This is a genomic window from Geobacter sp. 60473 (genome assembly GCF_036323535.1).
Classification (GTDB): domain Bacteria; phylum Desulfobacterota; class Desulfuromonadia; order Geobacterales; family Geobacteraceae; genus Geobacter; species Geobacter sulfurreducens.
In genome coordinates this window covers 3,294,426-3,320,343 of record NZ_AP028967.1, presented here as the reverse complement: position 1 = coordinate 3,320,343, position 25,918 = coordinate 3,294,426, and the positions used below count along the sequence as shown (strand labels likewise).

General features: G+C 61.1%; 30 protein-coding genes and 4 tRNA genes. 9 read left to right on the top strand and 25 right to left on the bottom strand.

Going from position 1 to position 25,918, the window contains the following annotated elements; all coding sequences use genetic code 11:
• Positions 1-3: 3 nt before the first annotated feature.
• The 4 genes from pgeF to AABA48_RS15045 form a co-directional block, all read right to left on the bottom strand.
• On the bottom strand, positions 4-804 hold the full coding sequence (gene pgeF, locus AABA48_RS15060; protein ID WP_286351128.1) for a peptidoglycan editing factor PgeF: 801 nt from the start codon (positions 802-804) through the stop codon (positions 4-6).
• Between the two features lie 2 nt (positions 805-806).
• Positions 807-1,775 (bottom strand): RluA family pseudouridine synthase, encoded by a 969-nt coding sequence (locus tag AABA48_RS15055; RefSeq protein WP_286352544.1) that lies wholly within the window; start codon positions 1,773-1,775, stop codon positions 807-809.
• An 84-nt stretch (positions 1,776-1,859) separates the two neighbouring features.
• Positions 1,860-2,123, bottom strand: a complete 264-nt coding sequence (locus AABA48_RS15050; RefSeq protein WP_010940758.1) for a hypothetical protein — start codon at positions 2,121-2,123, stop codon at positions 1,860-1,862.
• A gap of 43 nt (positions 2,124-2,166) precedes the next feature.
• The gene (locus AABA48_RS15045) at positions 2,167-3,582 is read right to left on the bottom strand and encodes a DegQ family serine endoprotease (RefSeq protein ID WP_286351127.1); all 1,416 of its coding nucleotides are present in this window, start codon (positions 3,580-3,582) and stop codon (positions 2,167-2,169) included.
• Between the two features lie 181 nt (positions 3,583-3,763).
• Here AABA48_RS15045 and AABA48_RS15040 point away from each other — a divergent pair, with 181 nt between their 5' ends.
• Complete coding sequence (locus tag AABA48_RS15040; RefSeq protein WP_192905875.1) at positions 3,764-4,354, top strand: helix-turn-helix domain-containing protein; 591 nt, start codon at positions 3,764-3,766, stop codon at positions 4,352-4,354.
• Between the two features lie 18 nt (positions 4,355-4,372).
• Here AABA48_RS15040 and AABA48_RS15035 read toward each other — a convergent pair whose 3' ends face one another.
• The 3 genes from AABA48_RS15035 to AABA48_RS15025 form a co-directional block, all read right to left on the bottom strand.
• Positions 4,373-4,714, bottom strand: a complete 342-nt coding sequence (locus tag AABA48_RS15035; RefSeq protein WP_192905876.1) for a PilZ domain-containing protein — start codon at positions 4,712-4,714, stop codon at positions 4,373-4,375.
• Between the two features lie 9 nt (positions 4,715-4,723).
• Positions 4,724-4,921 carry a hypothetical protein gene (locus AABA48_RS15030; protein WP_286351126.1) on the bottom strand — a complete coding sequence of 66 codons (198 nt, stop codon included), beginning with the start codon at positions 4,919-4,921 and terminating at the stop codon, positions 4,724-4,726.
• An 81-nt stretch (positions 4,922-5,002) separates the two neighbouring features.
• The gene (locus tag AABA48_RS15025; RefSeq protein ID WP_286351125.1) at positions 5,003-5,602 is read right to left on the bottom strand and encodes a hypothetical protein; all 600 of its coding nucleotides are present in this window, start codon (positions 5,600-5,602) and stop codon (positions 5,003-5,005) included.
• Between the two features lie 106 nt (positions 5,603-5,708).
• On the opposite strand from AABA48_RS15025, the gene AABA48_RS15020 reads away from it, so the two are divergent.
• From AABA48_RS15020 to AABA48_RS15005, 4 genes are all read left to right on the top strand, one after another.
• On the top strand, positions 5,709-6,626 hold the full coding sequence (locus tag AABA48_RS15020; RefSeq protein ID WP_192905879.1) for an NAD(P)H-binding protein: 918 nt from the start codon (positions 5,709-5,711) through the stop codon (positions 6,624-6,626).
• A gap of 72 nt (positions 6,627-6,698) precedes the next feature.
• Positions 6,699-7,352 carry an isoprenoid biosynthesis glyoxalase ElbB gene (elbB, locus tag AABA48_RS15015; protein ID WP_039647394.1) on the top strand — a complete coding sequence of 218 codons (654 nt, stop codon included), beginning with the start codon at positions 6,699-6,701 and terminating at the stop codon, positions 7,350-7,352.
• Between the two features lie 51 nt (positions 7,353-7,403).
• Positions 7,404-8,006 carry a porin family protein gene (locus AABA48_RS15010; protein WP_010940750.1) on the top strand — a complete coding sequence of 201 codons (603 nt, stop codon included), beginning with the start codon at positions 7,404-7,406 and terminating at the stop codon, positions 8,004-8,006.
• A gap of 446 nt (positions 8,007-8,452) precedes the next feature.
• On the top strand, positions 8,453-8,902 hold the full coding sequence (locus tag AABA48_RS15005) for a GSU0071 family protein (RefSeq protein WP_286351124.1): 450 nt from the start codon (positions 8,453-8,455) through the stop codon (positions 8,900-8,902).
• 69 nt (positions 8,903-8,971) lie between these two features.
• Here AABA48_RS15005 and nrfD read toward each other — a convergent pair whose 3' ends face one another.
• The 13 genes from nrfD to serS all read right to left on the bottom strand — a co-directional run bounded on the left by nrfD (position 8,972) and on the right by serS (position 16,263).
• Positions 8,972-10,225: an NrfD/PsrC family molybdoenzyme membrane anchor subunit gene (nrfD, locus tag AABA48_RS15000; RefSeq protein ID WP_286351123.1), complete on the bottom strand. Its 1,254-nt coding sequence runs from the start codon at positions 10,223-10,225 to the stop codon at positions 8,972-8,974.
• A 2-nt stretch (positions 10,226-10,227) separates the two neighbouring features.
• Complete coding sequence (locus AABA48_RS14995; RefSeq protein WP_286351122.1) at positions 10,228-11,001, bottom strand: 4Fe-4S dicluster domain-containing protein; 774 nt, start codon at positions 10,999-11,001, stop codon at positions 10,228-10,230.
• A complete protein-coding gene (locus tag AABA48_RS14990; RefSeq protein WP_010940746.1) occupies positions 10,994-11,476 on the bottom strand; it encodes a multiheme c-type cytochrome in 483 nt (160 codons plus the stop codon). Before AABA48_RS14990 ends, AABA48_RS14995 begins: the two co-directional genes overlap by 8 nt.
• A gap of 104 nt (positions 11,477-11,580) precedes the next feature.
• Positions 11,581-12,228: a carbonic anhydrase gene (locus tag AABA48_RS14985; RefSeq protein WP_286351121.1), complete on the bottom strand. Its 648-nt coding sequence runs from the start codon at positions 12,226-12,228 to the stop codon at positions 11,581-11,583.
• On the bottom strand, positions 12,209-12,916 hold the full coding sequence (locus tag AABA48_RS14980; RefSeq protein ID WP_286351120.1) for a peroxiredoxin-like family protein: 708 nt from the start codon (positions 12,914-12,916) through the stop codon (positions 12,209-12,211). Before AABA48_RS14980 ends, AABA48_RS14985 begins: the two co-directional genes overlap by 20 nt.
• Positions 12,917-12,987: 71 nt before the next feature.
• A complete protein-coding gene (locus AABA48_RS14975; protein WP_286351119.1) occupies positions 12,988-13,200 on the bottom strand; it encodes a GSU3473 family protein in 213 nt (70 codons plus the stop codon).
• Between the two features lie 167 nt (positions 13,201-13,367).
• Positions 13,368-13,457, bottom strand: a tRNA-Ser gene (locus AABA48_RS14970).
• 60 nt (positions 13,458-13,517) lie between these two features.
• The gene (gene tadA / locus AABA48_RS14965; RefSeq protein WP_338270700.1) at positions 13,518-14,057 is read right to left on the bottom strand and encodes a tRNA adenosine(34) deaminase TadA; all 540 of its coding nucleotides are present in this window, start codon (positions 14,055-14,057) and stop codon (positions 13,518-13,520) included.
• Between the two features lie 110 nt (positions 14,058-14,167).
• Positions 14,168-14,244: transfer RNA gene (locus tag AABA48_RS14960), tRNA-Arg, on the bottom strand.
• Between the two features lie 4 nt (positions 14,245-14,248).
• Positions 14,249-14,737, bottom strand: a complete 489-nt coding sequence (locus tag AABA48_RS14955; protein WP_324309191.1) for a DUF2155 domain-containing protein — start codon at positions 14,735-14,737, stop codon at positions 14,249-14,251.
• Positions 14,738-14,789: 52 nt separating this feature from the next.
• Positions 14,790-14,883 (bottom strand) — tRNA-Ser (locus AABA48_RS14950).
• Positions 14,884-14,902: 19 nt separating this feature from the next.
• Positions 14,903-14,988: transfer RNA gene (locus tag AABA48_RS14945), tRNA-Ser, on the bottom strand.
• Between the two features lie 6 nt (positions 14,989-14,994).
• Positions 14,995-16,263, bottom strand: coding sequence for a serine--tRNA ligase (gene serS, locus AABA48_RS14940; RefSeq protein ID WP_286351116.1), 1,269 nt, complete (start codon positions 16,261-16,263; stop codon positions 14,995-14,997).
• Positions 16,264-16,354: 91 nt separating this feature from the next.
• Here serS and AABA48_RS14935 point away from each other — a divergent pair, with 91 nt between their 5' ends.
• Together AABA48_RS14935 and thpR are read left to right on the top strand one after the other, a co-directional pair.
• Positions 16,355-17,410: a CapA family protein gene (locus tag AABA48_RS14935; RefSeq protein WP_286351115.1), complete on the top strand. Its 1,056-nt coding sequence runs from the start codon at positions 16,355-16,357 to the stop codon at positions 17,408-17,410.
• A gap of 13 nt (positions 17,411-17,423) precedes the next feature.
• Positions 17,424-17,963 carry an RNA 2',3'-cyclic phosphodiesterase gene (thpR, locus tag AABA48_RS14930; RefSeq protein WP_286351114.1) on the top strand — a complete coding sequence of 180 codons (540 nt, stop codon included), beginning with the start codon at positions 17,424-17,426 and terminating at the stop codon, positions 17,961-17,963.
• Positions 17,964-18,052: 89 nt separating this feature from the next.
• Here the strand turns inward: thpR and dnaJ are convergent, their stop codons facing one another.
• From dnaJ to hemW, 5 genes are all read right to left on the bottom strand, one after another.
• Positions 18,053-19,174 (bottom strand): molecular chaperone DnaJ, encoded by a 1,122-nt coding sequence (dnaJ, locus tag AABA48_RS14925; protein WP_286351113.1) that lies wholly within the window; start codon positions 19,172-19,174, stop codon positions 18,053-18,055.
• A gap of 113 nt (positions 19,175-19,287) precedes the next feature.
• Entirely contained in the window at positions 19,288-21,198 is a 1,911-nt protein-coding gene (gene dnaK / locus AABA48_RS14920) for a molecular chaperone DnaK (RefSeq protein WP_338270699.1), read from the bottom strand.
• Between the two features lie 81 nt (positions 21,199-21,279).
• Positions 21,280-21,882, bottom strand: coding sequence for a nucleotide exchange factor GrpE (grpE, locus tag AABA48_RS14915; protein WP_286351111.1), 603 nt, complete (start codon positions 21,880-21,882; stop codon positions 21,280-21,282).
• 39 nt (positions 21,883-21,921) lie between these two features.
• Positions 21,922-22,950, bottom strand: a complete 1,029-nt coding sequence (gene hrcA / locus AABA48_RS14910; RefSeq protein WP_119331386.1) for a heat-inducible transcriptional repressor HrcA — start codon at positions 22,948-22,950, stop codon at positions 21,922-21,924.
• A gap of 134 nt (positions 22,951-23,084) precedes the next feature.
• Positions 23,085-24,236 carry a radical SAM family heme chaperone HemW gene (gene hemW, locus AABA48_RS14905; RefSeq protein WP_286352543.1) on the bottom strand — a complete coding sequence of 384 codons (1,152 nt, stop codon included), beginning with the start codon at positions 24,234-24,236 and terminating at the stop codon, positions 23,085-23,087.
• A 126-nt stretch (positions 24,237-24,362) separates the two neighbouring features.
• Here hemW and AABA48_RS14900 point away from each other — a divergent pair, with 126 nt between their 5' ends.
• Complete coding sequence (locus tag AABA48_RS14900) at positions 24,363-25,142, top strand: carbon-nitrogen family hydrolase (RefSeq protein ID WP_286351110.1); 780 nt, start codon at positions 24,363-24,365, stop codon at positions 25,140-25,142.
• Between the two features lie 93 nt (positions 25,143-25,235).
• Positions 25,236-25,913, top strand: coding sequence for a protein TolQ (tolQ, locus tag AABA48_RS14895; protein ID WP_010940706.1), 678 nt, complete (start codon positions 25,236-25,238; stop codon positions 25,911-25,913).
• Positions 25,914-25,918 lie beyond the last annotated feature (5 nt).

The window sequence follows — 25,918 nt, the reverse complement described above, 5'->3', positions numbered from 1 at the left end:
GCCCTATCCTTTCAGCATGATGAATCCCATCTGCCGACCGGTATCTCCCTTGTCGCGACGGTAGGAGAAGAACTGCTCCGGCGAACAGCAGACACACTGGCCGCTCGTCTCGATATTCCGCTCCGCAATACCCGAGGCTGCCAGCTGCCGCGCGTTGGCCCGCGCCAGGTCCAGCTGCCACCGGGCCACGCCGCTGAGGGTTGCGACCTCGTCCCACTCGCAGCCCCCCTGGCGGAAGGCCTGGGCGACGGGGGTATCCACCTCGTAGCAGCAGGGACCGATGGCCGGCCCCACAGCCGCCAGGATATCCCGGGGATCGGAGCCGAACATGGTGATAAATGCATCCACCCCCTTGCGGCAGATGCCCGATGCAGTTCCCTTCCACCCCGCGTGGAGTGCCGCCGCGACGCCCTTCACCGGATCAAGCAGGAGCACCGGCACGCAGTCGGCAACACAGACGCCGATCATTACGCCGGGCTGGTTGGTAATGATCCCGTCGGCCTCCAGCCGTTGAAAGTAGCCGTAATCGGGGTTCGGCGCGTCGATGACCAGCAGGTCGGTCCCATGGACCTGGGTGACGGTCACCAGGCGCTCAACGGTGCCGCCGAAGGCCCGGGCCAGGATGCTGCGGTTCCCCTCCACGCTGTGGGAGGAGTCCGCGGTACCGGTACCCAGGTTGAGGGAATTGTAGGGGGTGCGCGACACCCCTTCGTGGCGGGTGGTGAATCCCTGCACCGCCACACCTGCGGCGGCCAGCAGGGACGGTTCCACGTAATGAACCTTGTCGGCTCGTTTCATCTCCATGATCAGGCTCCTTGTCGTTCCAGAAAATCGATAATCCGCGCCATATCCTCGGGCAGCTCCGTGTCGAACTCCAGGTACTCCCCCGTGACCGGGTGGACGAAACCAAGGGTTTTGGCGTGCAGCGCCTGACGGCCCAGCTCCCGGATGAGCTTGCGCAGGACCGGGTCCCTGAGGTTGTTGATCCGGCCGGCGCCCCCATAGACCTCGTCCCCCACCAGGGGAAACCCGGCCTCGGCCATGTGCACCCGGATCTGGTGGGTACGCCCCGTTTCCAGCCGGAGCCGCAGCAGCGTCACGCCGGTGAAACGGGCGGCCACCCGCCAGTGGGTGACCGCGTGTTTGCCGTGGCGCGCCGTGCCCGACATCTTCTTCCGGTCCGTGGGATGCCGGCCGATGGCCCCCTCGATCCGTCCCTTGTCCTCGCGGGGCGAGCCGTAGACCAGAGCCAGGTAGACCCTCTTGACCGTGTGGTCGTGGAACTGTCGGGAGAGCGATTCGTGGGCCCGGTCGTTCTTGGCCACCACCAGGACGCCCGAGGTATCCTTGTCGATGCGATGGACGATGCCGGGACGAATCTCACCGCCAATGCCCGAGAGATCCGTACAGTGGGCCAGAAGGGCGTTGACCAGGGTCCCGCCGGGATTTCCCGCGGCCGGGTGGACCACCATGCCCGCCGGCTTGTCGACCACCACCACGTCGCCATCTTCGTGGAGGACGACCAGCGGAATCTCTTCCGCTTCAGGCACAGCAGGGGCCGGCGGCGGCACCGTCACCACCACCCGCTCGCCACCCCGAAGCTTGAGAGACGGCTTCTCGACGCGATCGTCCACCGTCACCCGCCCCTCCTCGATGAGGCGCTGGGCCGCCGAACGGGTTATTCCCTGGACCGAACGGGCCACGAACTGGTCGAGCCGTTCCGCTTCACCTTCCGTCGGCACCGACAGATCGTAGCGCTCCTCTTGTCTCTCCACCACTGCTCCTCTCCGTCCCTGAACAGGACGGGGGCGCGACCGCCGGCCGTGCCCCCGTCCGAACCCTTTCCCGCTCTTCCGCCGCTACCAGATGGCCGACTCGATCTTGCCCGCCCGCTTGATCAGAACATCAACCAGCGCCAGGTCGAAAATGCCGGCCCCCGCCAGTTCCGGCGCCACCCGCGAGGCGAAATGCTGGCGCCCCTCCTCGATCTCTTCGGCCAGCAGATCGAAAATGGTGTCGTTCTTGATCCCCTGCTCGACCTTTTCCCGGTTGTAGATGGCGATGTCCGAGATGATGGCGCGGGCAAGGCGGCGGGCCTGGTCGGGATTGTCGATCATTGTCATGGTAAGTCCCCTGTCGTTGGCCGGCCCGTGAGCCGGAATTCCGCTACCTGAGCCTGAGGGAGAAATAGATGCTCGCGTCGCCGCGACGCACCAGAAGCACTACCGAACCGCGTCGGGCCGCCTCGCGCATGACGCGGTCGTACTCTGCCAGGTTCGCCACGGGACGCCGGTTCACCGCCACGATCACGTCCCCCTCCCGGATGCCCGCCTCGCCGGCGGCGCTCCCATCGTCCACCTGGACCACCAGGACGCCGGTGAAACCTTCCTGACGGTATTCGCGGGGGAGTTCCTCCACGGCAAGGCCAAGGGTGTCGGGAGCCCCTCCCTGAGGGCGCGCCTGGCGTGCCTGGGCGCTGTCGGAACTGGCCGTCGCCAGGGAGAGCTGAACCTCTTTCCCTTCCCGGAAGACCACCACCGGCACCTTTGTCCCCGGCGCCGTGTCGCCCACCACCCGCTGGAGGTGCTGGGCATCCTTGATCTCCTTGCCGGCGAACCTGAGGATGATGTCCCCCTGCCGGATGCCGGCAGTTGCAGCCGGGCTCCCTGCCACCACGTCGCTCACCAGGACGCCCTGAGCCTTTTTCAGGCCGAATTCCTTGGCAAGATCGTCGGTGACCGGCTGAATTGTGACGCCGAGCCAGCCGCGGGTGACCTTACCCTTGGTGATGAGCTGGGTGACGATCTGCTTGGCCATGTTGACCGGGATGGCAAAGCCGATCCCCTGGCCGGCGGCCACGATGGCGGTGTTGATGCCGATCACCTCACCGTGGACGTTCAGCAGAGGCCCCCCCGAATTGCCCGGGTTGATGGAGGCGTCGGTCTGGATGAAGTCCTCATAGGTCTCTATCCCCATGTTTGAGCGACCGGTGGCCGACACCACGCCGACGGTCACGGTCCGGTCCAGGCCGAAGGGATTGCCGATGGCTACCGCCCACTGCCCCACCTGGAGCTTGTCCGAATCGCCCAGGACCGCCACGGGAAGTTCCTCACGCGAGTCGATCTTGATGACCGCGATGTCGGTCTTGGGGTCGCTGCCGACGATGCGGCCGTCGTAGACGTTCTCATTGGAGAGCTTGACCTTGATGCTTTCGGCGTCGCGCACCACATGGTCATTGGTGACGATGTACCCTTCCCGGTTGATGATGAAGCCAGAGCCGAGGCTCTGTTCCCGCCGGAACCGGGGGCGGTTGTCGAAGAAATCATTGAAGAAGGGGGAAAACTCGAAGAAGGGCTGCTCGATCTTTCTCCGGCTGACGGTGGAGATGTTCACGACCGACGGGGTCACCTTCTTGACCAGCTCGACGAAGGCCTGCTGGGTGGCAAGGATGTCCCTGGGCACCTCCTTGACCGGCGCGTCGGCACGGCCCGACTCATAGAAGAGCTTTTCTTCCTTCTTCGTGCAGGCGGTGAGAGTTGTGACAAAGAGCAGCGATATCAGGAGCAGACGACGGACGAACATGCAAAGAACCTCGCTCATACCGGTTCATGGGAGCTGATCGCTCTAAACCTTTGAAAGAGTAGCCAATATGGCCGGGGATGTCAACGCCCTTTAGGCGCCGAACCGCGCCCCGCGGCCATTCGGATTAGCACTTGACGGTCCCGCGGGAGTTGACCTATAACGGGCAGGAGAGGAGATCACCGTGGACGACATCAAATCCCAGATCAAGGAATTGCGGCTCGGCGCGAAGATCAGGAAGCTCCGTCAGGAACGACGGCTCACCCTCCAGGAACTGTCTGAGCTCTCGGGACTCTCGAAACCCCTTCTTTCCCAGATCGAAAACGACCAGGTCACCCCTCCCATTGCCACGCTGCTCAAGATATCCAAGGGATTGAAGGTGGGCATCCACTACTTCTTCGAAGAGGAGGAAGACCAGCAGAAAGTGGTGCTGACCCGGGCAGCCCAGCAACAGCCGACCCGACGCCGCTCGGGAAATGATGCTCCCCATGGCTACATCTACCGGTCCCTGGCCCCGGGCATCCGGCACAAGCCAATGGAACCGTTTCTGGTGGAGTTCGAACTGACCGACTGGAGTGACAGCTTCTTCTATCGGCACGACGGTTTCGAATTCATCTACCTGCTCGCCGGAGAACTGGAGTTCCACTACGGTAGCGATGTCATGCGGCTCCTGCCTGGGGACAGTATCTACTACGACTCCTCGGAGCCCCACGGCTACGTTTCGGTGGGAGAAGAGCGGGCTCGGGCGGTGGCGGTTCTCTATACCCGGGACTGACCCGGTCCGGCAGAAAGCCTAATGCACGGGCCGTTCCCGCTCCCGCTGCTCCAGCAGCAGTCGCATGAACTCACGCAACGTCTCCCGGCCCCGGGCATCCGGCTCCACAAACTGCAGACCCATGGCCCCTTCCGGCTCCAGGCGGCTCCAGACCACCTGGGCCTTCAGGGTGACGGCACTGGCCGAGCGGGGGGTGAAAAACTGGAGGATAACGCTACGCCCGACCGGCAGCGGGTCCTCCGTAATAACCGCCACCCCCTCGTCCGACAGGTCAAAGGTGTAGAGGCAGGTGGCTCCGTCCATTTCCACGAGCCAGCACCCTACCTCCACCGACAGCCGCTTGCACTTTCGTCCTTCCACGGGACACCCCTATTCGGGCGCTTCCTCGCAGTCGGCAGCCACCCAGCTGTCCAACTGACCGTTCTCCAGTCGAACCTGAATGGTTCCCCCCTCCTCGGTGCAGCCGAAGGTAAAGCCGATCTCGCCGGTTTTCACGTTCCGTACCCTGACATTCTCTTCCTTGCGTTCAGTGCGGTTGCATACCACTGTGCGGTCCTGCTCTTTCATGGCGTCCCTCCCTCGCGTTCGATACTGACGAAAAAAGCCTAACACGGGCCATCCGCTTTGCAACCGGGACCTCCGGGGACGCTACAGCTCCTCCCCCTCCCCGACTCTCGCCCGGACCACCCGCACGCACCCTCCGCCCCCGGCCAGGTCAGCATACACCCGTGCCAGGAAACGGACCGTCACCACTTTGTGGATATATGCCTGCGTGAAGCGATAGAGCCATTTCCGAAGCCGCGACGGTTCACTGCTCCCGAGCAGCAGCGGACAGTAGTCGGTCAGTCGCAGGGTGAGACGCACACCGGAAACGTCATCATCCAGCATGAACGAAAGTTCTCCGCGGTCGCACTGGCGGGCCTGAACCAGGAACCCGCCGCAAATACGGAGGGTGAGCGCCTCATGGCCTGGGCCATCCCGTCGTGTCGGCGGGGTAAAGAGAATCAGACTCCGGCGCGTCCCGGCCAGACGGAAGGCGATACCGTCCGCCGCGACAACCGGCCGGATCAGGGTAAGCGTGAAGCGCCGGATGTAGGCAAGGTACCGCTCGAGGAGAAACTCAGCGGAGAGCCGCGGGCGGAGGTCTGAGGGTACCGTCGTCCACTGGACCGAGAATACAGAGGAATCCTCCATGAGGATCTGCTGGCAGGCTATCTCTCTCGTGAACGGACCTTCCGTATTGCTCATCGCCCCCTCCCGCCACAACCATACCACAGCCTCCGGCCCTTGTCTTACGGCAGAAGCGTGTACAATAGATAGATAGATTTCCGCCGCCATCTGCCAAGGAGGAATTATGAACCCCGGAGAAGGGATCGTATTGGTCACCGGTGCAACCGGATTTATCGGCAAGCGGCTCGTGTCGGCCCTGCTGGCCGGCGGCCACCGGGTGCGCTGTCTTGTTCGGCGGCCCGATGCCCCGCTTCCCGACGGGGCAGAGCGGGTGGTGGGCGACATCCTGACCCGCGAAGGACTCGATGCCGCCCTGGCGGGGATCGACACTGCCTTCTACCTGGTTCATTCCATGGCAGGCGGCCGGGCCGGGTTTGAGCGGCGGGACCGTGAGGCGGCGGAAAATTTTGTAACCGCGGGCAACCGGGCGGGCCTGAGGCGGGCCATCTACCTCGGGGGGCTCGGCGAGACGGGCGATCATCTGTCGGAGCACTTGGCGAGCCGCCTCGAAGTGGCCGCCATTCTGCGGCGGGGCTCATTCCGCACCACGTTCCTGCGGGCTGCCATCATCATCGGCGCCGGCGGCGCTTCCTTCGAAATGATCCGGGCGCTGGTGGAGCGCCTGCCGGTCATGATCACTCCCCGGTGGGTCTCCACGCGCTGCCAGCCCATCGCCGTAGGGGACGTCATCCGCTACCTGACCGGCTGTCTGGAGGACGAGCGGACCACGGGTGAAACCTTCGATATCGGCGGCCCCGATATCCTCACCTATCGGGAGATGATGGAACGACTCGCAGGCGTGGAGAAAACATTCACCATGATCCTGTCAGTGCCGGTGCTGACTCCCAGGCTTTCGTCCTACTGGGTTGGCCTTGTCACGCCGGTTCGCCCCTCTATCGCCATCCCGCTCATCGAGGGGTTGAAAAACGAGGTCGTCTGCCGCGAAAACCGGATTCGTGACCTCATTCCCTTCCCGCTCACCACCTACGAGCGGGCCGTGACGATCGCACTTGCGGAAGAGAAGACGAATGATTACAATTAGCGCCGCTTTAAGCGGCACCCACAGAATATCGTCCGGCATCATTATGATTCCAGGACAACGAAGGAGGAGCCCATGAAAAAGATCGGTGTTGTTCTTTCCGGCTGCGGCGTCTATGACGGTAGCGAGATCCACGAGGCGGTCCTGACGCTCCTCGCCATCGACCGCAACGGTGCCGAGGCGGTCTGCATGGCCCCGGGCATGGAGTTCCGCGAGGTGAACCACCTCACCTCCCAGGAAACCGGCGCCACCCGCAACGCGCTTGTGGAGGCTGCGCGGATCGCCCGGGGCAAAATCAGGGACGTGAAGGATGTGTCGGCTGCGGAGCTCGATGCCGTTATCTTCCCCGGCGGTTACGGCGCGGCAAAAAACCTGTGCACCTTTGCCGAAAAAGGGGCGGCCGCCACCATCCACCCGGAGGTGGCCCGCCTCATCCGCGAGATGGCCGTGGCAAAAAAGCCCATCGGCGCCATCTGCATCGCCCCGGCCCTCATCGCCGCCACCCTCGGCCGCGACTACAAGCCGAAGGTGACCATAGGCACCGATGCCGGCACCGCCGCCGCCATTGCGGCAACAGGCAGTGAGCACATATCCTGCCCGGTTGCCGAGTTCGTCATTGACCGGGAAAACAAAATCGTCACCACGCCCGCCTACATGCTCGCCAACCGCATCTCGGAAGCGGCGGAAGGGATCGAAAAGGCGGTCAAGGCCGTCGTGGAAATGGCCTGACAACTACCGACGCCAAGCGGCGTCGCGATCACGACACGGAGGTTTCTCGACATGAAACGACTTATTGCCCTGCTCTGCCTGACTCTGACCGTCGCTGCCGGCAGCGGTACCGCGTTGGCGGAAAACATCAAGGGGCGACTCGGGATCACCGGCAAAATCGGCTTTTACCTCCCCGGCGACAGCGATTTCGACAACTACAAACTGGAGACCGACGCCGGGTTCCTCGGTGGCGGCGGACTGATCTACGGGGTCACGGACAACCTGGCGGCAGAGGTCGATGTGACCTATACCAAATTCGGCGCAGAGCTGGTGTCCGGCCTCGACCAGGGCGACTTCTCGGTGACCAACATCGCTATGGGAGTCCAGTACCGCTTCGACACCCCGCAGCCGAAGCTCTCTCCCTATGCAGGGGGAGGCATCGACATCCTCATCAGCGATTACGATCGCCCGGGCGGGGCCGATGTGGACCCCACCGTCGGCGTTCACCTCTGCGGCGGACTTGATTACTTCCTGACCAAGCACCTCGTCCTGAATGCCGAGGTAAGGGGGGTCGTGGCTCCCGAAGTGGACATCGACGCACCGGGGGGAAAATCGGGCAATTTCGATCCCAGCGGCGTTGCCGCCACCTTCGGTGTCAGACTCTTTTTCAACTGACTCGACGACATGCTCGTCACAAAAGAGGACGGCTGCTGCCGTCCTCTTTTTTTGTCGGCAACGATCCATTATGCTCCTCGCATTTTGTCCAACCTGCTCGCAATAATGCGAAATTTCCGCCCCTCTCCCGATCCGACTGCCGGCACGCGTATCGTCCCCCCCCAATTTGATACAATGCAAAAACAATTTAGACACAATGCACCCACTGAAATCTGTAGTAAAATTATATACACGACTCCGGGATCCCGGAGCCGCAAGGAGATTCATCGGTGTCCCCCGCAAAGACTGCCAGATGGCACGTTTTATGTATCATCACAGACAGCCACGGCATTCCGGGCGAGGGTAACCAAACAATCGACAGTCATCCACCGGAGCAGGCCAATGCTCCGGCTTCCTGGCTACCCGGCATGCCCCGCATGAAAACGCCATACTCCGCGGGAGGGACCATGGACACCACAGTGATCGACGAAGCCATCGATAAATACGTGCACGAGAGAATGGAAAAGGGGAAAACGCGTGCTGCGGAACGCTTCCTGTCCTATGCTTATCTCAAATATGCAGGGGATGAGGTGGGCGAATTCCTGCGCAAGGTAAAGGGACTGACCCGCTACTACGTCGACTTTTTGACCCTCATGGAGAACCCCTTCAAGGGACCCGAGCTCGCTTGGTTTGCCTCCATGATCGTGGTCGGCATCGTCTCGTGCGTCATGCTCAACGAAGAACAGACCCGGCTGGCCGGTATTTTCATCCTTGCGGGAACCCTGGTGCATGCGTGGTCCCTGCTCCGGATGGTTGCAAAGAAGTGGCGCGAAATAGGCGTGATGATCGCCATTTATCGCGAGATCATCGAGATTATCGAGCGGGAAACTTCATCGCTTCCCTCCTCAGCCCGATAACGCGAACACCCCTTTCTCTCCTTCCGTGGGGCGGCTCAAGGCCGCCCTTTTTTTGCCTAGGACACATCGTCAGTCACTCTCGCCGGACCCGAACACCGGAAAAATCCGGGAAAGAAGCCAGAACAGAACAAAGGGCACCGATCCGACCGCAAGCGCCCCGAACAACCCCTCCTTGAATGTCTCCAGATCATGGGGAATGATCGGCAGATGATAGTGCATGAAGCCGGCAAATGAAGCTGAGAAGGCCTGGCCGCCGATAACGACGTTCCACCGCATCATAAAGACACCGAACAGTACCAGCAACGTGCCCGCGACCGCCCGGCGCACGGTGAGCCCGGGCAGAAGAAACAGAATAAACGGCACAAGATTGCCGAGGCCGTACTGGAGCACAAAGATGGCGACAAAGTCCTTGCCGTAGATGACGCTGCGCAGGATATCCCACGACTTGACCGCCGTGTAGCCCCGGAAGATGAGGTCCAGCAACTCCAGAGTGATGGCCAGAATGAGGAACATGATGAGATACCGGGAGGTCATTCTCACCACGTTGGCTTCCCCCTCTCCGTGTTCCGCGGGAGCCGGCAGCCCCGGGTTGTCCCTTCGCCGCCAGGCCGCAACGAACTTGCGCAGCTCCATTGTGACAATGTAGGTCAGAATACAGAGCGCGATCCCCGATACCACGGCGGAGCAGATGAAGATGACCGGCATGAGCGGTGTCATCCAGAGGGCGTTAGCCTTGACGGAGCCGAAGATGAATCCCGCGTAGCCGTGGAGGAAGCAGGCAACGGGAATGCCAACAGCCGCCAATATCTTAACGGCCTTTTCATCCTGCTCCAGGGCACGGTGGCTCACGTCCCAGGCGCCCAGCACCAGCACCGAAAAGAGGCGCATCTTGATGGTTTCCGCCCGGGTGCGCTCCCGCTGTCCCTTCAGCTGCCGGGCCGTGACGGCAAAATACCCCCGGTAGACGAACCAGAGCTCCGAGGCGACGATCATCCCGTAGGTGAGGAAGACGATGCCGAAGGCGGCAATGGCCGAGGTGAAGTGTGGCGTCATGAGGACATGATGGTTGCGCAGCGGCTGCTGCAAGTGGAGCAGAAGCGGCAGTGGCGCGCAGGGGAGGAGCGCGAAGGAAAAGACAAGCGAAAAGCGGGCAATGTCCTTCAACGGCTTGACTCCGAACACATGGTAAAGTGACGAAAGCACGAAGGCCCCGGCAACGAGGCCGGTCAGGAACGGGTACATGACGATCTGAATGGTCCAGTAAATGTACTCGTTGGGATAGACGAACAGCTCTTTGACGGTCCAGGCCTCCCCGTGCACCATGGCTAGCGTACCTCCTTGGAGAGCCCCACATAGTAGACCTGGGGCTTGGTTCCGTACTCTTCCTTGAGGATGCCGACCCGCCCGGCCATGATGATCTTGGTGATCGGGTCATGCGGATCGCGAAGATTGCCGATCCGGCGGGCGCCGAACGGGCAGGCGTCGACGCACGCCGTCGCCTGCCCCTGGGGAATCCGGTGGTAACAGAAGTTGCACTTCTCCGCCACCTTGTGCACCGGATGAAAAAAACGGACCCCGTACGGGCACCCCATGATGCAATAGCCGCAGCCGATGCACCATGAGCGGTCCACGAGCACGACCCCGTCGACGGTCTTGTAGGTGGCCCCCACGGGGCAGACCTGGACGCAGGGCGGGTTGTCGCACTGATTGCAGAGTTTTGGGACAAAGAAGGCTTTTTCCACCTCTTCATCCCCCACGTCCCGGGGTTTCCCCGTTCCGACCTCGATTCTCTTATCGGTGAAACCGTCGCGGGCGCCACGTGGCGAATCAATGAGAACCTCGCCATCCGGTTTCACCACGTAACGCTCGACCCACGTACGAGTCACGTTGGCCTCGTAGGGGACCTCGTTCTCCACCTTGCACGCCTTGACACAGAAGCCACACCCCACGCATTTGTAGGTATCAACCAGAAAGGCCCAGCGCAACTCCGGCCGTGCCGCCAGCAGCCTTTTCGGGTCGACAAGCTCCAGAGCCGCCGCCGGCACCGCCAACCCCGCGACAACCACCATGCTCCGTCTGAGAAACTCGCGTCTATTCATAGCGCTTCAACTCCTCCAGATTTGGGTGGTGGGGATCGTGGCAGAGCCGGCACTCGGCCTGGGGGTTGTGTGTATCGGGATCTATGCCGCGAATCTGCGATCTGCCGCTGGATGGCGTCACGAGTTTTGCGTGGCAACGGAGGCACAGCCGGCGGCTGTGGTCAATGGTCAGGGTCGGCGGGTCCTTGGGGTGCCCTAGGGCAGGTCCGTGACAATTCTCACAGGGAATGACGCCATGGGGAGAGCGGTCGATACTGGCGACCTTTGCAGCGTGACATCCAACGCAGTAGGCTTTGGTCCGGTACTTGACGGGAACCTGTTTCCACTCGTTCTCGTTCCCCTTGCGGTGCCAGCCGTACATGTACCCTTGCTCATGCACCCCGAAATCGTTAGGCACCAGAAAGCTGCGTGCCAAGAGCAGCGCTCCGGCCACGCTAAGGGCAACATAGAGGGGACGCCAGACATGGCTCTTCACGCAACCTCCTCTTCAACCATTCTACAATTCTTCCGGCGATGCAGAGCCGGGATCCGGGGCAGCGTTTCCTTAGAGGGAACAGCAAGGCCCCTTTGCGACGAAACTTACGGGAGCGGGCAATACTCCGTGGCCCGGGACGAAACTGCCGCCCCCTCTCCTGGCCGCTCAGTGGACAGAATCTTGATTTCACCGCTCTCCATGTCGTAAATCCAGCCATGGATGCTCAGTTTGCCTTGGCGCATGGCGGTACGGACAAAGGGATATTCGCGCAGGTGTTCCAGCTGGAGCCGGACATTTTCCTCCACGATGAGCTTCATACGCTGCTCGGGAGGGAGACCGATGTGGAGCGCCCGGATCTTTTCGTCGACCCGTTCCTTGGCCTTGTAGGCATTGATGAGCCAGATGGGAATGTATTTGTCGTCAGCCCGCTCCTCGTCCAGGGCCTGAATGCCGCCGCAGCCGTAGTGACCACAGATAACGATATCGGGGATGCACAAATGGTTGATCGAGAATTCGAGCACTGCCGAAAGGTTCCAGTCGTTGACCGAGACCACGTTCCCCACGTTACGGTGGACGAAAACTTCTCCCGCCTTGGTCTGGGTAATGGTGTTGACCGGCACTCGAGAGTCGGAGCAACCGATCCAGAGAACTGTCGGGCGCTGTCCCCGGGCAAGGGTCACAAAGGTCTCGCGCTCCTTTTCAAAGACCTCAGCCACAAAACGCCGGTTCCCGTCAAGAAGCCTGGATATCATCGCGCCCCCTCTCCTCGCGGATCCGTTCCAGCACGTCGAGTATCGTCGCCGGCTCGAGGCGCCGGGTGTAATCGGCATCCACGAATGAATACCGGATGGTCATGGTGCCATCAATGACGAACGTGCCGGGAAGCGGCAACTCCCAGGATTCGTCGCCGTTGTAATCGACAAGATTTACCCCGAACCCCAGATAGATGCGACGCATTTCCCCGCCAAGCGGATACACGAGGCCAAAGCTGCGGGCGACCAGGTTTCCCACGTCACTCAACACCTCGTACTGCAAAAAGTTCTTGAGTAACGTCGCCTGCGACTTGTCCGGGGTCTGGGGCGAAATGGCCAGGAGTTCGCCCCCCAGCTCCCGAATCCGTGGCAACACCGTCTGATAGGCCCGCAACTGCAGGCTACAGTATGGTCACCACGCACCCCGATAAAACGTCACCACCGCTGTTGACCGTGCCGTGACCTCGGAAAGCCGGATCTGCCTGCCCACGGCATTGGGCAGGGTGAAGTCCTGCGCCCTATCGCCACTCGTTGCAGCATGTTCGACTATCCCCGACAGTACCAGTTCGGTAGCGGTGCGTTGCAGGGTTGCCGCATGCTCGGGTGGCATACCGGCAAGGTAGTCCTCTCTCAGCGTGTCGAGTTCCTTCTGTAGTTCGTAGACGGGTTTTCGTTCATCGATGGCCACCACGACCTCCTCTCTGGAGACAAAAAGACCGGAACCCGCTCAAGGCGGGCACCGGTCTCCATACTGCACGTTCAGGCAGCCCGGTGCAGGTTGTTCTCTATACGCCGTCGTTCAGGGCCCGGATATCCCCTGCGCATGCTCCGCCTGAGCGGATCGCGTCCCACCACCGCCCAGCCGTCGGATCGAAGGAAGGCAACTACCCTGCCATCTTCCAGGTACTCCTGGAGTCGCCACGCCTTGAGCATATCGTAGGTGTCGTTCACATATCGGACCCGGATGAGCATAGATAGCACCTCCCGCAGGGGAATCTACCGGCCCGGACGGATAGTCTTTGAAAGTTTAGCAGTCGAGCAGTGACTGTCAATGCACCTCTGTTGACCGCATCGAAGCAATCATGCTGTTACTGCAAAGAAAAAGGGGCATACCGTTTTACCGGCTGCCCCTTTTGGTATGGCGGAGAGATAGGGATTCGAACCCTAGGTACCGCAAGCGGTACAACAGATTTCGAGTCTGCCGCCTTCGACCACTCGGCCATCTCTCCGTAACATTGCTGGGTCCTGCATGGAATGAGGGTCGTTTATACCTCATTTACAAAAAAAACTCAAGGCTCTGGTGGCACCTTCCTTTCATCGATGAAAAGCGATGGGGTAGCCTTGGCCTTTTTCCTGCGGCGAAGATCACGAAAAAAATCACTCAGCATCGTGCCACATTCTTCCTGACAGACGCCGGGCGATAACCGTACCTGATGATTCAGGCGCGGGTCCGCCGAGAGATCGTAGAGTGACCCTGCTGCGCCGCCCTTGGGGTCATAACAGCCGAAAACGACCCGTTCCAGCCGTGCGAGGATAATGGCCCCCATGCACATGAGGCACGGTTCCAGCGTCACATACAGAGTTGCACCCGTAAGACGCCAATTTGACGACCTGCGGGCAGCCTGCCGGATGGCGATCATTTCGGCATGGGCAGAGGGATCATTGCTACCCTCGCGGAGGTTGTGCCCCCTCCCGATCACCGCACCGTCACGCACGATAACGGCCCCGATGGGGACTTCGTCACGGGCTGCGGCTTTTGCGGCCTCTCGAATCGCCTTTCCCATCCAATAGGCATCGTCGCGAATGGGGGTCTTTTTCAATGATGACATTCCTCTGTCGCCATGCACCCGGCAGGTCACCTTAGTGGATGGCATCCGCGCTGCCCGAGCGGCCTCGGATAGAAAAAAGGGGCTAGGCAATCTGCCTAGCCCCTCTGATATGGCGCGCTCGAAGAGATTCGAACTCCTGACCCCCAGATTCGTAGTCTGGTGCTCTATCCAGCTGAGCTACGAGCGCATTGTTAATTGGCGGGTATAAAATCCACCAACGTAAAACCGTACTTGGGATGGTTGAAGGCATGGGTGGTCGGGTACAGAGAGAACAACCATCCTTTGAAAACTTCTTTCCCTCCCTCCAGAATCCGGATCTGTGCAGCAGGATTCTTCGGTTCATTGGACTGAGAGGTAAGAGTCGTCCCGTCCATCGTGAAGTGAGGCAGGAAATTGTCTACCGCTATCGTGAGATTGCTCTCCGGAATTGCCAGTTCAGCTCCGACGTTGATGGTATAGACCGACTCCTTGTTGGCGGCCTTATCGGTAACTGCTATCTTGACGGACTTCCACTTTCCCTTGACGTTATCCGGAACAACAACTACCGATTCCTTCTTTGCCGCTTGGCCGTGCTGCGCCCCGGTATCGCCGCCGGCTTTCTGCTCTTCCTTTTTCGAGCACCCGGCAACAGCTACCATGACGGTAAGGGCAACGACCACCAGCCTGAACAACACCTTCACGTGTCCTCCTCGTCTCCAGAACCTTACCGCATTGATACGGGCTGTAGATATCTGGCGGAGAGAGAGGGATTCGAACCCTCGATACAGGTTTTGCCCGTATACTCGCTTAGCAGGCGAGCGCCTTCGACCTACTCGGCCATCTCTCCGATCGTTGTTTATCAATTATGGCGGAGGGAGTAGGATTCGAACCCACGGAACTTTCGTTCAACGGTTTTCAAGACCGCCGCCTTAAACCACTCGGCCATCCCTCCGAAAGCCTAGCCGATCTTCTGCAGTCCCCCCATGTACGGCCGGAGCACGTCCGGGATTACTACCGACCCGTCTTCCTGCTGGTAATTCTCTAGGATGGCCACCAGCGTTCTGCCGACTGCAAGCCCCGAACCGTTCAGCGTGTGGACGAATTCAGGTTTTGATTTTTCGTCTTCCCGGAACCTGATCGAGGCACGCCGGGACTGAAAATCCTCGAAGTTGCTGCACGAGGAAATTTCCCGATAGGTCTCCTGGCCGGGTAGCCAGACTTCAATATCGTATGTCTTGGCAGCCGAAAACCCCATATCGCCGGTACAGAGTTCAACGACCCGATAGGCCAGCCCGAGCTGGCGCAACACCTCTTCGGCATTGGAGAGCAGTTTTTCCAGCTCATCGTAGGATGTCGCGGGATGAACAAACTTCACCAGCTCGACTTTGTTGAACTGGTGTTGCCGTATGAGTCCGCGGACGTCCTTGCCGTAGGAGCCGGCCTCCTTGCGAAAGCACGGGGTGTAGGCCGTGTAGCTGAGCGGCAGGTCTGCAGCTTTGAGGATTTCAGCGCGATGAACATTGGTGACGGGAACCTCTGCCGTGGGGATGAGGAAATAATCGACCCCTTCCAGATGGAAGAGGTCGTCCTCAAACTTGGGCAGCTGACCGGTTCCGGTCATGCTTTCCCTGTTTACCATGAAGGGCGGGAGCATTTCAAGATAATTGTGCCGCTCTGTGTGTAGGTCGAGCATGAAATTGACGAGAGCGCGCTCCAATCGGGCACCTGCGCCACGATAGAGCGTGAACCGGGCACCGGTAAGCTTCGCTCCCCGCTCAAAATCAAGGATGCCGAGCCCTTCGCCTATCTCCCAATGGGGCTTGGGGTTAAATGCAAAACAGGGAGGTTCCCCCCATGTCCGCACCTGACGATTGTCCGCCTCCGACGCTCCGACGGGTACCGTCGGATGCGGCACATTGGGGACCGTCAGCAGTACCATCTGCAACTCGTCCTCGATGCCGCGCAACTCGTCGTCGAGCCCCTTGATCCGGACCCCCACCTCACGCATCTCGGCGATCTTGTCCTGAATCTGGCTTTTGTCCTTGACCTTGCTGATGGCTTCGGACACGGAGTTTTTCAACGCCTTGAGCGATTCGCTCTCCGTGAGGAGCGCGCGCCGACGCTCGTCCAACTCGCGAAACCGGCCGAGACTCACCTCGGAGCCCCTGGTGGCAAGCCGCGCTTCCACCTCTTCCAGATTCTCTCGCAGATATTTGGCGTCAAGCATTGGTTCAAGCCTTTACTTTTGCGACATTAAAGTTATAGTGTTTAGCACTAACCTGCGAATTAGTCAATATTTTTATGCCTCCGGAGCAAAAATGACCATCTTCCCCGCCACATTGGCCCTTGTGCTCGTACTGCTTGCAGCCCCTGCGGGGGCTCTGGCCGAGCGTATCAGCCTTTCTTTTGTGGGTGATGTGATGCTGGCCGGCAGTGCAACCGACACCCTCCAGCGGTACGGCTACAGCTATGCGTTTTCCGCTACCGCCGCAGAGCTGCGACGCAGCGACCTGGTGGTGGGCAACCTGGAGGCCCCCCTCACCGAGGGGGGGTGCGAGTTCCGCGCCAAACGTTTCCGCTTCAAAGCTTCTCCCGCTGCGGCAGTGGCCTTGAAAAGGGCCGGCTTCTCGGTCATGACACTGGCCAATAACCACATGATGGACTTTGGCGCCGAGGGATTGAGCGACACGATCCGCCATCTCAATCGTAACGGCATTGCCTTCGCGGGAGCGGGGCCGTCAATTGCGGATGCCCGACGCGAAGCATCCGTGGCGGTCAGGGGGCAGACCGTCGCCTTCCTGGCCTACTCGCTCACCCAGCCGATCGAATTCTTCGCCACCGCGGGACGCCCCGGCACCGCGCCCGGCTACGCCGGCCACTATCTTGCGGATATCCGACGGGCCCGCGGCAGCGCCGATCATGTGGTCGTCTCCTTCCACTGGGGACAGGAGCGCGCCGCGCTACCATCGCCCTACCAGATCGAAGCAGCCCATCGCGCCATTGATGCAGGGGCTGACATCGTCATCGGCCACCACCCCCATGTCCTTCAGGGAATCGAAATCTATCGCGGCAGGCCGATCTTTTACAGCCTCGGCAACTTTGCCTTCGGCAGCCGGAGCCCCTCGGCAGACCGGAGCATCATCGCCCGGGTCACCCTCGGCGAAGGACCGCCGATTGCGGAGATCATCCCTCTCAACGTTCTTTTCCGCGAGGTACGCTTCCAGCCGACCATCCTCACGGGCCGCAAGGCGGCGGACGTGGTGGACCGGCTGAATCGCCTGTCGGCCCCCTTTAGCACAGTCATCACCTCCACCGCTGGCAGCCACCTCGTCGCGCCTGCGGAGGCGAATGCCCGGCTTGCCCGCAGGCAGTGAATGGAGCAGGCCTATGTATCGCCTTTTCGTTGCCATTGATCTGCCCGGTTCCGTCAGGGCACAGCTTGCCGATCTCGGCCGGGAACTGGACGGGGTTCGCCGGGTCCCCCCGGACCAACTCCATCTGACCCTTCGCTTTATCGGAAATGCCGACGACGAATGCTTTCAGCGGATCAAAGACAGCATGGCTACCGTAACGTCACCACCTTTTACCCTGGCGCTGGCAGGAGTCGGTTGTTTCCCATCCCCACGGCGCCCCCGCGTGATCTGGGCCGGGGTCACCGCCGATGAGCGGCTGACCCTCCTGCAGCGCGCGGTGGAAACGGCAGTTGCAGCGGCGGGGATCCCCCCGGAGGAGCGTCCGTTTTCCCCGCACATAACGCTGGCACGCCTTAAGGATGCCATCCCGGAGGGTTTTTCCGCTTTCCAGTCCAGACACGGGGAATTCAGGGCGGAGCCGTTCGCTGTCGAAGAATTCCTCCTCTATTCGAGCACGCTGACTGCGGGCGGTGCCCTGCACCGTCGCGAGGCATCCTATCGATTGACCGGCTGACCGAGGGAGAAGAGGGGAGGGGAAGAAATGGAAACGGCCGCCATTTCTCAATGAGGATGGCGGCCGTCACAGGCGAACGGGCACGGCTGTCAGCTGATAAAGTCCATCACTTTATCGAAAAAGCTCTTTTTCATGGGATGGACGTCCTCGCCGCTGATGCGGGCGAACTCCTCCAGAAGTTCCCGCTGGCGCTTATTGAGATTTGACGGTGTCTCCACCTTGATGATGACAAGCTGGTCCCCGCGCCCGTAGCCCTGGAGCTGGGGAACCCCCTTGCCACGCAGCCTGAAGATGCGTCCCGACTGGGTCCCCTCGGGAATCTTCATGGAAACCTTGCCGTCGAGAGTCGGCACTTCGATCTCACATCCGAGGGCTGCCTGCACGAAACTGACGGGAATCTCACAGAGAACGTCATTGTCCTCGCGGGTAAAAATGGGATGCTCCCTGACTGCAATGGCCACATAGAGATCGCCGTTGCCGCCACCCTTGATTCCCTGCCCCCCTTCACCGGAGAGCTTGAGCCTCGTACCGGTTTCGACCCCGGCCGGGACCTTGACCGACAGGGTCTTGGTATCCCGGATCATGCCGCTGCCGCGACAAGAGGTACAGGGATTCTCCACCACGCGTCCTTCACCGTTGCAGTGGTTGCAGGTCTTGCTGACGCTGAAGAATCCCTGCTGGAAACGCACCTGGCCAGCGCCGCGACAGGTGGGGCAGACCTTCGGCTCGGTCCCCGGCTTGGCGCCACTGCCTCCGCAATCGCCGCAGCGCTTGCCGTAGGGGACCTGAATCTCCTTCTCCGCGCCGAACGCAGCCTCCTCGAAGGAGAGCTCCATGTTGTACTGCAGGTCGTCGCCGCGGCGACCGCGACTGCCGCGAGGGCGGCCGCCAAAGATGTCGCCAAAGATATCACCGAAAATGTCGCCAAATGGTGTGCCGGCGCCGAACCCGCCAAAGCCGCCGCCCGAAAAGCCCCCCGCCCCGACCCCGGCATGGCCGAACTGATCGTACTGGGCCCGCTTCTGAGGATCCGAAAGGACCTCATAGGCCTCGGTAATCTCCTTGAACTTCTCCTCCGCTTCCTTGTCATCGGGATTCTTGTCCGGATGGTACTGGATGGCAAGCTTGCGAAAGGCCTTCTTTATTTCCGTGTCCGAAGCATTCTTGTGGACGTCCAGAACCTCATAGTAGTCGCGTTTGTCTGCCGCCAAGATCGATCCTTTCCAATGCAAAAAGCAGCACTGAGATCCACTCTCCTGCTGCTCCGCATGGTTGATTGGTAGAGAGGAGGAGGGGGTCGTTCACGCCCCTCCTCCTCTTCTGGTTATTTCTTGTCGTTCTTGACCTCTTCAAAGTCGGCGTCGACGACCTTCTCATCCTTGGCAGAGGCTTCACCCGCTGCTTCCTCGCCTGGTTGGGCGCCTTCGGCCTGGGCTTTGGCGTAGACCGCCTCTGCCAGCTTGTGGGACGCCTGGGTCAGCTCGTCCGTGGTCTTCTTGAGGACATCTACATCGCTTCCCTCCATGGCTTTTCTGAGGTTTGCCAGGCATTCCTCGATTTTGGCCTTCTCGTCGGCGCCGATCTTGTCTCCGTATTCCTTGAGAGACTTCTCGGTTGAGTAGCTGAGGGTATCAGCGTGATTGCGGGCTTCCACCAGCTCCCGCTTCTTCTTGTCCTCGGCGGAATGAGCTTCTGCCTCCTTGACCATCTTGTCGATCTCTTCCTTGGAGAGGCCGGAGGATGCAGTGATCCTGATGGATTGCTCCTTGCCGGTGCCCAGGTCCTTGGCGGAGACGTGAACGATGCCGTTGGCGTCGATATCGAAGGTTACCTCGATCTGGGGCACTCCGCGAGGTGCCGGCGGGATGCCAGTCAACTCGAAATTCCCCAACGTCTTGTTGTCGATCGCCATCTCCCGCTCGCCCTGGAGCACGTGGATGGTTACCGCCGGCTGATTGTCGCTGGCCGTGGAGAAAACCTGGCTCTTGCGGCACGGGATGGTGGTGTTCTTCTCGATGAGCTTGGTCATGACGCTGCCGAGGGTCTCGATGCCGAGCGAGAGGGGGGTCACGTCGAGCAGCAGCACGTCCTTCACGTCGCCCCTGAGCACCCCGCCCTGAATGGCGGCGCCGATGGCGACCACCTCATCGGGGTTAACCCCCTTGTTGGGAACCTTGCCGAATATCTCCTGGACCCTCTTCTGGACCGCCGGCATGCGGGTCATGCCGCCGACCAGGATCACTTCGTCCACCTCGGAGGGGGACAGGCCGGCATCCTTGAGAGCGGTGCGGCAGGGCCCCTCCAGCTTGTTGAGCAGGTCGGCACAGAGGGCTTCGAGCTTCGCCCGGGACAGCTTCATGGTGAGGTGCTTGGGTCCGGTGGCGTCGGCGGTGATAAAGGGAAGGTTGATGTCGGTCTCCATGGAGGTGGAGAGCTCGCACTTGGCCTTCTCGGCGGCCTCCTTGAGGCGCTGCAGGGCCATCTTGTCGCCGCGCAGGTCGATTCCCTGATCCTTCTTGAACTCGTCGGCGATCCAGTCGATGACCCGCTGGTCAAAGTCCTCGCCGCCGAGGAAGGTGTCGCCGTTGGTGGACTTCACCTCGAAGACGCCGTCACCCAGTTCCAGGATGGAGATGTCGAAAGTTCCGCCCCCCAGGTCGAAAACGGCAATCTTCTCGTCCTTCTTCTTGTCGAGGCCATAAGCCAATGCGGCGGCGGTCGGCTCGTTGATGATCCGCAGGACGTTCAGGCCGGCGATCTTGCCGGCGTCCTTGGTGGCTTGGCGCTGGGAGTCGTTGAAGTAGGCCGGCACGGTGATGACCGCGTCGGTCACGGTCTCGCCCAGGTAGTCCTCGGCGGTCTGCTTCATCTTCTGGAGCACCATGGCCGAGATCTCAGGGGCCGAGTACATCTTGCCGCGGGCCTCAACCCAGGCGTCGCCGTTGTCGGCCTTGACGATCCTGAAGGGTGAGATGGAGATGTCCTTGCGCACCTCTTCCGTATCGTACTTACGGCCGATGAGCCGCTTGATGGCGAACAGGGTGTTCTCCGGATTGGTCACCGCCTGGCGCTTGGCCTGCTGGCCCACCAGCCGCTCTCCGCTCTCGGCAAAGGCGACCATGGACGGGGTGGTGCGGCTTCCTTCGGCGTTGGCTATGACAACCGGCTCACCACCTTCCATGACGGCAACGCAGGAGTTGGTGGTGCCGAGGTCGATACCGATTACTTTGCTCATGAATATAATCCTCCTTGTGGTCTCTCTCTGGAAACAACGTAGTCATCGCCCTCCCCAAAAGCAAGGGGCCGACGGAATTTTTTACGCGGCATCCTTGGGCACTGTGGCCACGGATACCATGGCGGGGCGAAGAAGCCGTTCATTCAGGAGATACCCCCTCTGAAAGACCTCGACAACCGTATTGGGGGGAAGCCCGGCAACCTCAACCTGGCACATGGCCTGGTGGTACGCCGGGTCGAAGGCAGTTCCCCGCTCGGCCTCCACGGCGACCACGCCGAATTTCTTCAGGGTGCCCACCAGCATGCCGTGGGTCATCCTGATCCCTTCGATAACCGCCGACAGGCTCTCGCTGTCCGCGTGACCCAGAGCGCGCTCCATACTGTCCACTACCGGCAGGATGTCCTGCAGGAGGCTCTCATTGCCGTACTTGAGCAACTCTTCCTTTTCCTTCTGGGTCCGACGGCGATAGTTCTCCAGGTCGGCCCGTTCTCGCACGAATTTGTCCCAGTTCGCAGCCGCCTCGGTCTCCTTGGCCGCCAGTTCGGCCTCAAGCTGCCTGATCCGCTCCTCGGCGGTAACGGATTGTACCTCTTCGCCTTTCACCTGAACGGCTTCGCCGGCAACACCGGCGGCAGTGATTGCTTCATCTGCACCCTGTGCGGTGCTGTGTTTCTTTTTATCCACGCTGATTGTCCTCCCTGCGAATATGCTGCCGAACCGCCCCTATTCCCCTTCCAGGAGCCTGCTGACCAGCTTCGCGGTATAGTCGACGATGGGGATCACCTTGGCATAGCCCATCCGGGTCGGTCCAATGACCCCCAGAACACCAAGAGTATTCTTTCCCGTGAGGTACGTGGAGGTGATGATGCTCAACCCCTCCATCTGGCTGAGATGGGTTTCGGCGCCGATAAATATCTGCACGCCCTGGGCATTGAGACACCGATCCAGGAGCCCCACCAGTTGGTTCTTTTCCTCGAACGCCCGGAAGAGATCCCGCATCCGCCGCGAGTCGGCGAACTCGGGCTGTTCGAGGATATTGGTCTGTCCCTCGATGAAGATCTGGGCGCCGTCGTCATTCAGGCTCTGCTCGGAAAGCTGGAGCGCGCGGGCGAGGAGCTTATCGTAAAGGACCTTCTCGTTTCTCATCTCCTCCAGTATCCGCGATCGGACCTGGCCCACCGGAACCCCCACCAGAAGCTCATTCAGGTAGTTGGACATCCTGATCAGTTCTTCGAGGGAAAACTCCTCGTCGGATTCGATGAGCCGATTCTGGACGGTGCCGTTGTCGGCCACCAGGATGACGAGGATACGGCGCCCTCCCAGCTTTACGAACTCAATGTGCCGGAAAATGGTGGCGGAGAAGCGGGGGGCAAGGACGATCCCCGTGTAGTGGGAGACCGAGGAGAGCAATCGGCTCGTTTCGTGAAGGACGGCGCCGATATCCCGGCCGGCCCCCACGTAACGCTTGCGGATCCGCTCCCGCTCCACCTTGTCGATGCGCCGAACCGCCAGAAGCGAGTCCACGTAGAACCGATAGGCCTTGTCGGTGGGAACCCGCCCCGCCGAAGTATGGGGAGAGACGAGATACCCCATCTCCTCCAGGTCGGCCATGACGTTGCGCACCGTTGCCGGCGAGAGGGTCAGGCCGTGCCGCTTGGTCACGGCGCGGCTGCCGACCGGCTCCGCCGTCGAGATGTAATCCTCGATGATTGCTTCGAGGATAAGCTTGTTGCGCTCGGATATATCTGTCATCTCTCGGCCCCACAAAGCAGATTAGCACTCAAGGGACGTGAGTGCTAACTGGTTGCTAAAGTAACAACCGACCCCCGCTTTGTCAAGGGGGTTTCCCGCTTCTGAAGGGGGAATACACGAGTGACACAGGCGGGTCAGAGAAAGGAGGCGAATACCCGGTTGGCGAGAATGGCTCCCCGGCGGGTGAGCTTCAATCTGCCCCCATCGCGCATGAGGAGCCCTGCCGAGCAAAGGCGTTCCACTTCGCGACCGTACACGTTATTCACCGTATCGCCGAACTCGCGGACGAACTCCTCTTCCCGCACCCCGTCCAGCAGCCGGAGCCCGAGGAAAAAATACTCGGCCATGGCGTCGGTACGGGAAAGAACCGTCTGCTCCTCCCCGGGAAGCTCCGCCGCAAGGGTGTCGCGATAGTGTTCCAGGTCGTCGGCATTCTTCCAGCGCACGCCATAGGCCGGAGCGCGCAGAAAGGAATGGGCGCCCGCGCCGAATCCCAGGTAGTTTCGGCGGAGCCAGTAAGCCTGATTGTGGCGTGAGCGCCGGTGCGGACGGGCAAAATTGGCGATCTCATAGTGCTCGAAGCCGGCGGAGACCAGCACGTCCGCCGTGGCTTCGAACATGAGGGCCGACTGCTCTTCGTCGGGCAGCACCAGCTCTCCCCGCTCCTCCATGGCCGCGAAGGGGGTGCCCTCCTCAACCGTGAGACCGTAGGCCGAAACGTGATCAGGATTAAGAGCCACGGCGCAGGCCAGTTGCTCGCGCCATTGGTCGGGCGTCTGGCCGGGAAGCGAGTGGATGAGGTCGATGCCGATATTGTCGAAGCCGGCACGACGGGCCGCCGCAACGGCATCCCTCGCTTGGCGGGCGGTGTGAAGCCGGCCCAGCAGGGCCAGCATCCCGTCGTCGAAGGACTGGACGCCCAGGGAGAGGCGATTCACCCCCGCGGAGCGGAAATCGGCGAGCCGCCGCAGCGTGACGGTGCCGGGATTAGCCTCCAGGGTTATCTCCGCGCCGGGGCCAAGGCCATAGCAGCGCGCTGCCGCCCCGATGATGCGCTCCAGGGCCGCCGGCGACAGGAGCGACGGGGTCCCTCCGCCAAGATAGAGAGTAGCGGCAGGAGAGGGGGGGAGGATAGCCGCCGTTGCCATCTTCGCCATCTCCAGAGTCACGAGGGAGGCGTAGTCGTCGATCTCCAAGGGGGCGTCCGACCGGGAAACGAAAGAACAGTAACGGCACTTCTTCAGGCAAAAAGGGATATGGACGTAAAGATGCAGCGACTCGCTCATGCCCCCCATGATACGCCACCGCCCAGCCGGCCGTCCACCATCTATTGAGTTGAAATATAAGCGGGTTGACGGTACACTCGTTCGTCATCCACAGGGCTTGTATCCCCTGCACCCGGAGGCTTTCCCATGAATCGGACCGTCAAGGCAGGAGCCGTACAGTTCACTGTCAGGCTCGGCGATATCGACGCCAACGTGGCGTACGTCCAGAAGGCCCTGCGGCGGCTGGCATCCCAGGGGTGCCGGCTGGCGGTTCTCCCCGAGATGTGGAGTACCGGCTACGCCTACAAGGAGCTCAACGAACTGGCCAAGCGGACCCCTGAAGTGGTGGCGGAACTGGGCCGGCTCTCCAGGGAACTGGAAATGGTCATCGTCGGCAGCATGCCGGAGCCCCACGGTGAAAAGGTCTTCAATACCGCGTATGTTCTCGATCATGGCGAACTGCTCGGCTCATACCGCAAGATCCACCTCTTCTCCCTCATGGGGGAGGACCGCTCCCTGGACGGCGGCGACCGGTGGCTGGTGGTCGATACCCACGTGGGCCGGCTCGGCGTTTTCATCTGCTACGACCTTCGCTTCCCGGAGTTGGCGAGACGGCTGGCGGTTGAAGGCGCCGAAATCATCGTCGTCCCGGCCGAGTGGCCCAAACCGCGGGAAGAACACTGGCGGGCGCTGTTGCGGGCCCGGGCCATCGAGAACCAGCTCTTCGTGGTGGCCGCCAACTGCTGCGGAGTCCAGGGCAAGCTCGACTTCTTCGGCTCCAGCCTGATCATCGACCCCAAGGGAGAGCTCCTGGCCGAAGGCGGCTACGACCCATGCGAACCCATGGCAACCCTCGACTTCCAGGTGATGGAGACATGGCGCGACCAGATACCCTGCTTCGCCGACCGCAGGCCTTCCTGCTACTGAAACAGTTGACGGGCACAAGGACAAGGTCTAAGCTACCTTGTCGTTCCTATTTCATTATTCCGAGGGCGGACACCCTCAACCGGAGGTTGCATCGTGACACTATTCGCTGGGACCGGGCTGGTGGTCAAGCTGGTACTGGTCGTGCTCATCTTCTTTTCCGTGGTTTCCTGGGCCATCATTTTCTTCAAGCTCCTGCAGATCAACCGGGCAAACGGCGAATCGGACCGGTTCCTTGACTTCTTCTGGAAAACCAAGCGGTTCGATGCCATCAGCTCCCAACTGGACCGGTTCGGAAACTCCCCCCTGTCGGTACTGTTCAACGAAGGCTACGCCGAGTTGCGCCGGCTTCTCGACAAAGGAGGGGAGCAACGGGACGAGCCGGGCGTGGTGAGCACCGACCTGGGGGGGATCGATAACATCGCCCGTGCGCTGCGCCGCGCGACCACCTCGGAGATCACCAGGCTGGAGAAGTACGTGACCTTCCTGGCCACCACCGGCTCCACGGCACCCTTCATCGGGCTGTTCGGGACGGTCTGGGGGATCATGAACGCGTTCAAGGGGATCGGTGAAACCGGCTCCGCATCGCTGGCCGTCGTGGCACCGGGCATCGCCGAGGCGCTGATCGCCACCGCCATCGGCCTGGTGGCTGCCATCCCGGCGGTCATGGCCTACAACCACTTCCAGCACAAGATCAAGGTCCTCATCGCCTCCATGGACAACTTCTCCACCGAATTCCTCAACATCGTCCAGCGGACCTTTGCGGGAAAATAGGGAGT

What these genes read in the sequence shown, in the direction of transcription:
- AABA48_RS15050 (WP_010940758.1), bottom strand. Translation starts at nt 2,123, where the DNA reads ATGACAATGATCGACAATCCCGACCAGGCCCGCCGCCTTGCCCGCGCC.
- AABA48_RS15020 (WP_192905879.1), top strand. Translation starts at nt 5,709, where the DNA reads ATGAACCCCGGAGAAGGGATCGTATTGGTCACCGGTGCAACCGGATTT.
- AABA48_RS15025 (WP_286351125.1), bottom strand. Translation starts at nt 5,602, where the DNA reads ATGAGCAATACGGAAGGTCCGTTCACGAGAGAGATAGCCTGCCAGCAG.
- hrcA (WP_119331386.1), bottom strand. Translation starts at nt 22,950, where the DNA reads ATGACAGATATATCCGAGCGCAACAAGCTTATCCTCGAAGCAATCATC.
- AABA48_RS15045 (WP_286351127.1), bottom strand. Translation starts at nt 3,582, where the DNA reads ATGTTCGTCCGTCGTCTGCTCCTGATATCGCTGCTCTTTGTCACAACT.
- thpR (WP_286351114.1), top strand. Translation starts at nt 17,424, where the DNA reads ATGTATCGCCTTTTCGTTGCCATTGATCTGCCCGGTTCCGTCAGGGCA.
- AABA48_RS14995 (WP_286351122.1), bottom strand. Translation starts at nt 11,001, where the DNA reads ATGAATAGACGCGAGTTTCTCAGACGGAGCATGGTGGTTGTCGCGGGG.
- serS (WP_286351116.1), bottom strand. Translation starts at nt 16,263, where the DNA reads ATGCTTGACGCCAAATATCTGCGAGAGAATCTGGAAGAGGTGGAAGCG.
- AABA48_RS14935 (WP_286351115.1), top strand. Translation starts at nt 16,355, where the DNA reads ATGACCATCTTCCCCGCCACATTGGCCCTTGTGCTCGTACTGCTTGCA.
- AABA48_RS14975 (WP_286351119.1), bottom strand. Translation starts at nt 13,200, where the DNA reads ATGCTCATCCGGGTCCGATATGTGAACGACACCTACGATATGCTCAAG.
- AABA48_RS14900 (WP_286351110.1), top strand. Translation starts at nt 24,363, where the DNA reads ATGAATCGGACCGTCAAGGCAGGAGCCGTACAGTTCACTGTCAGGCTC.
- dnaK (WP_338270699.1), bottom strand. Translation starts at nt 21,198, where the DNA reads ATGAGCAAAGTAATCGGTATCGACCTCGGCACCACCAACTCCTGCGTT.
- nrfD (WP_286351123.1), bottom strand. Translation starts at nt 10,225, where the DNA reads ATGGTGCACGGGGAGGCCTGGACCGTCAAAGAGCTGTTCGTCTATCCC.
- tadA (WP_338270700.1), bottom strand. Translation starts at nt 14,057, where the DNA reads ATGTCATCATTGAAAAAGACCCCCATTCGCGACGATGCCTATTGGATG.
- hemW (WP_286352543.1), bottom strand. Translation starts at nt 24,236, where the DNA reads ATGAGCGAGTCGCTGCATCTTTACGTCCATATCCCTTTTTGCCTGAAG.
- AABA48_RS14985 (WP_286351121.1), bottom strand. Translation starts at nt 12,228, where the DNA reads ATGATATCCAGGCTTCTTGACGGGAACCGGCGTTTTGTGGCTGAGGTC.
- AABA48_RS15005 (WP_286351124.1), top strand. Translation starts at nt 8,453, where the DNA reads ATGGACACCACAGTGATCGACGAAGCCATCGATAAATACGTGCACGAG.
- AABA48_RS15010 (WP_010940750.1), top strand. Translation starts at nt 7,404, where the DNA reads ATGAAACGACTTATTGCCCTGCTCTGCCTGACTCTGACCGTCGCTGCC.
- pgeF (WP_286351128.1), bottom strand. Translation starts at nt 804, where the DNA reads ATGGAGATGAAACGAGCCGACAAGGTTCATTACGTGGAACCGTCCCTG.
- elbB (WP_039647394.1), top strand. Translation starts at nt 6,699, where the DNA reads ATGAAAAAGATCGGTGTTGTTCTTTCCGGCTGCGGCGTCTATGACGGT.
- AABA48_RS15030 (WP_286351126.1), bottom strand. Translation starts at nt 4,921, where the DNA reads ATGAAAGAGCAGGACCGCACAGTGGTATGCAACCGCACTGAACGCAAG.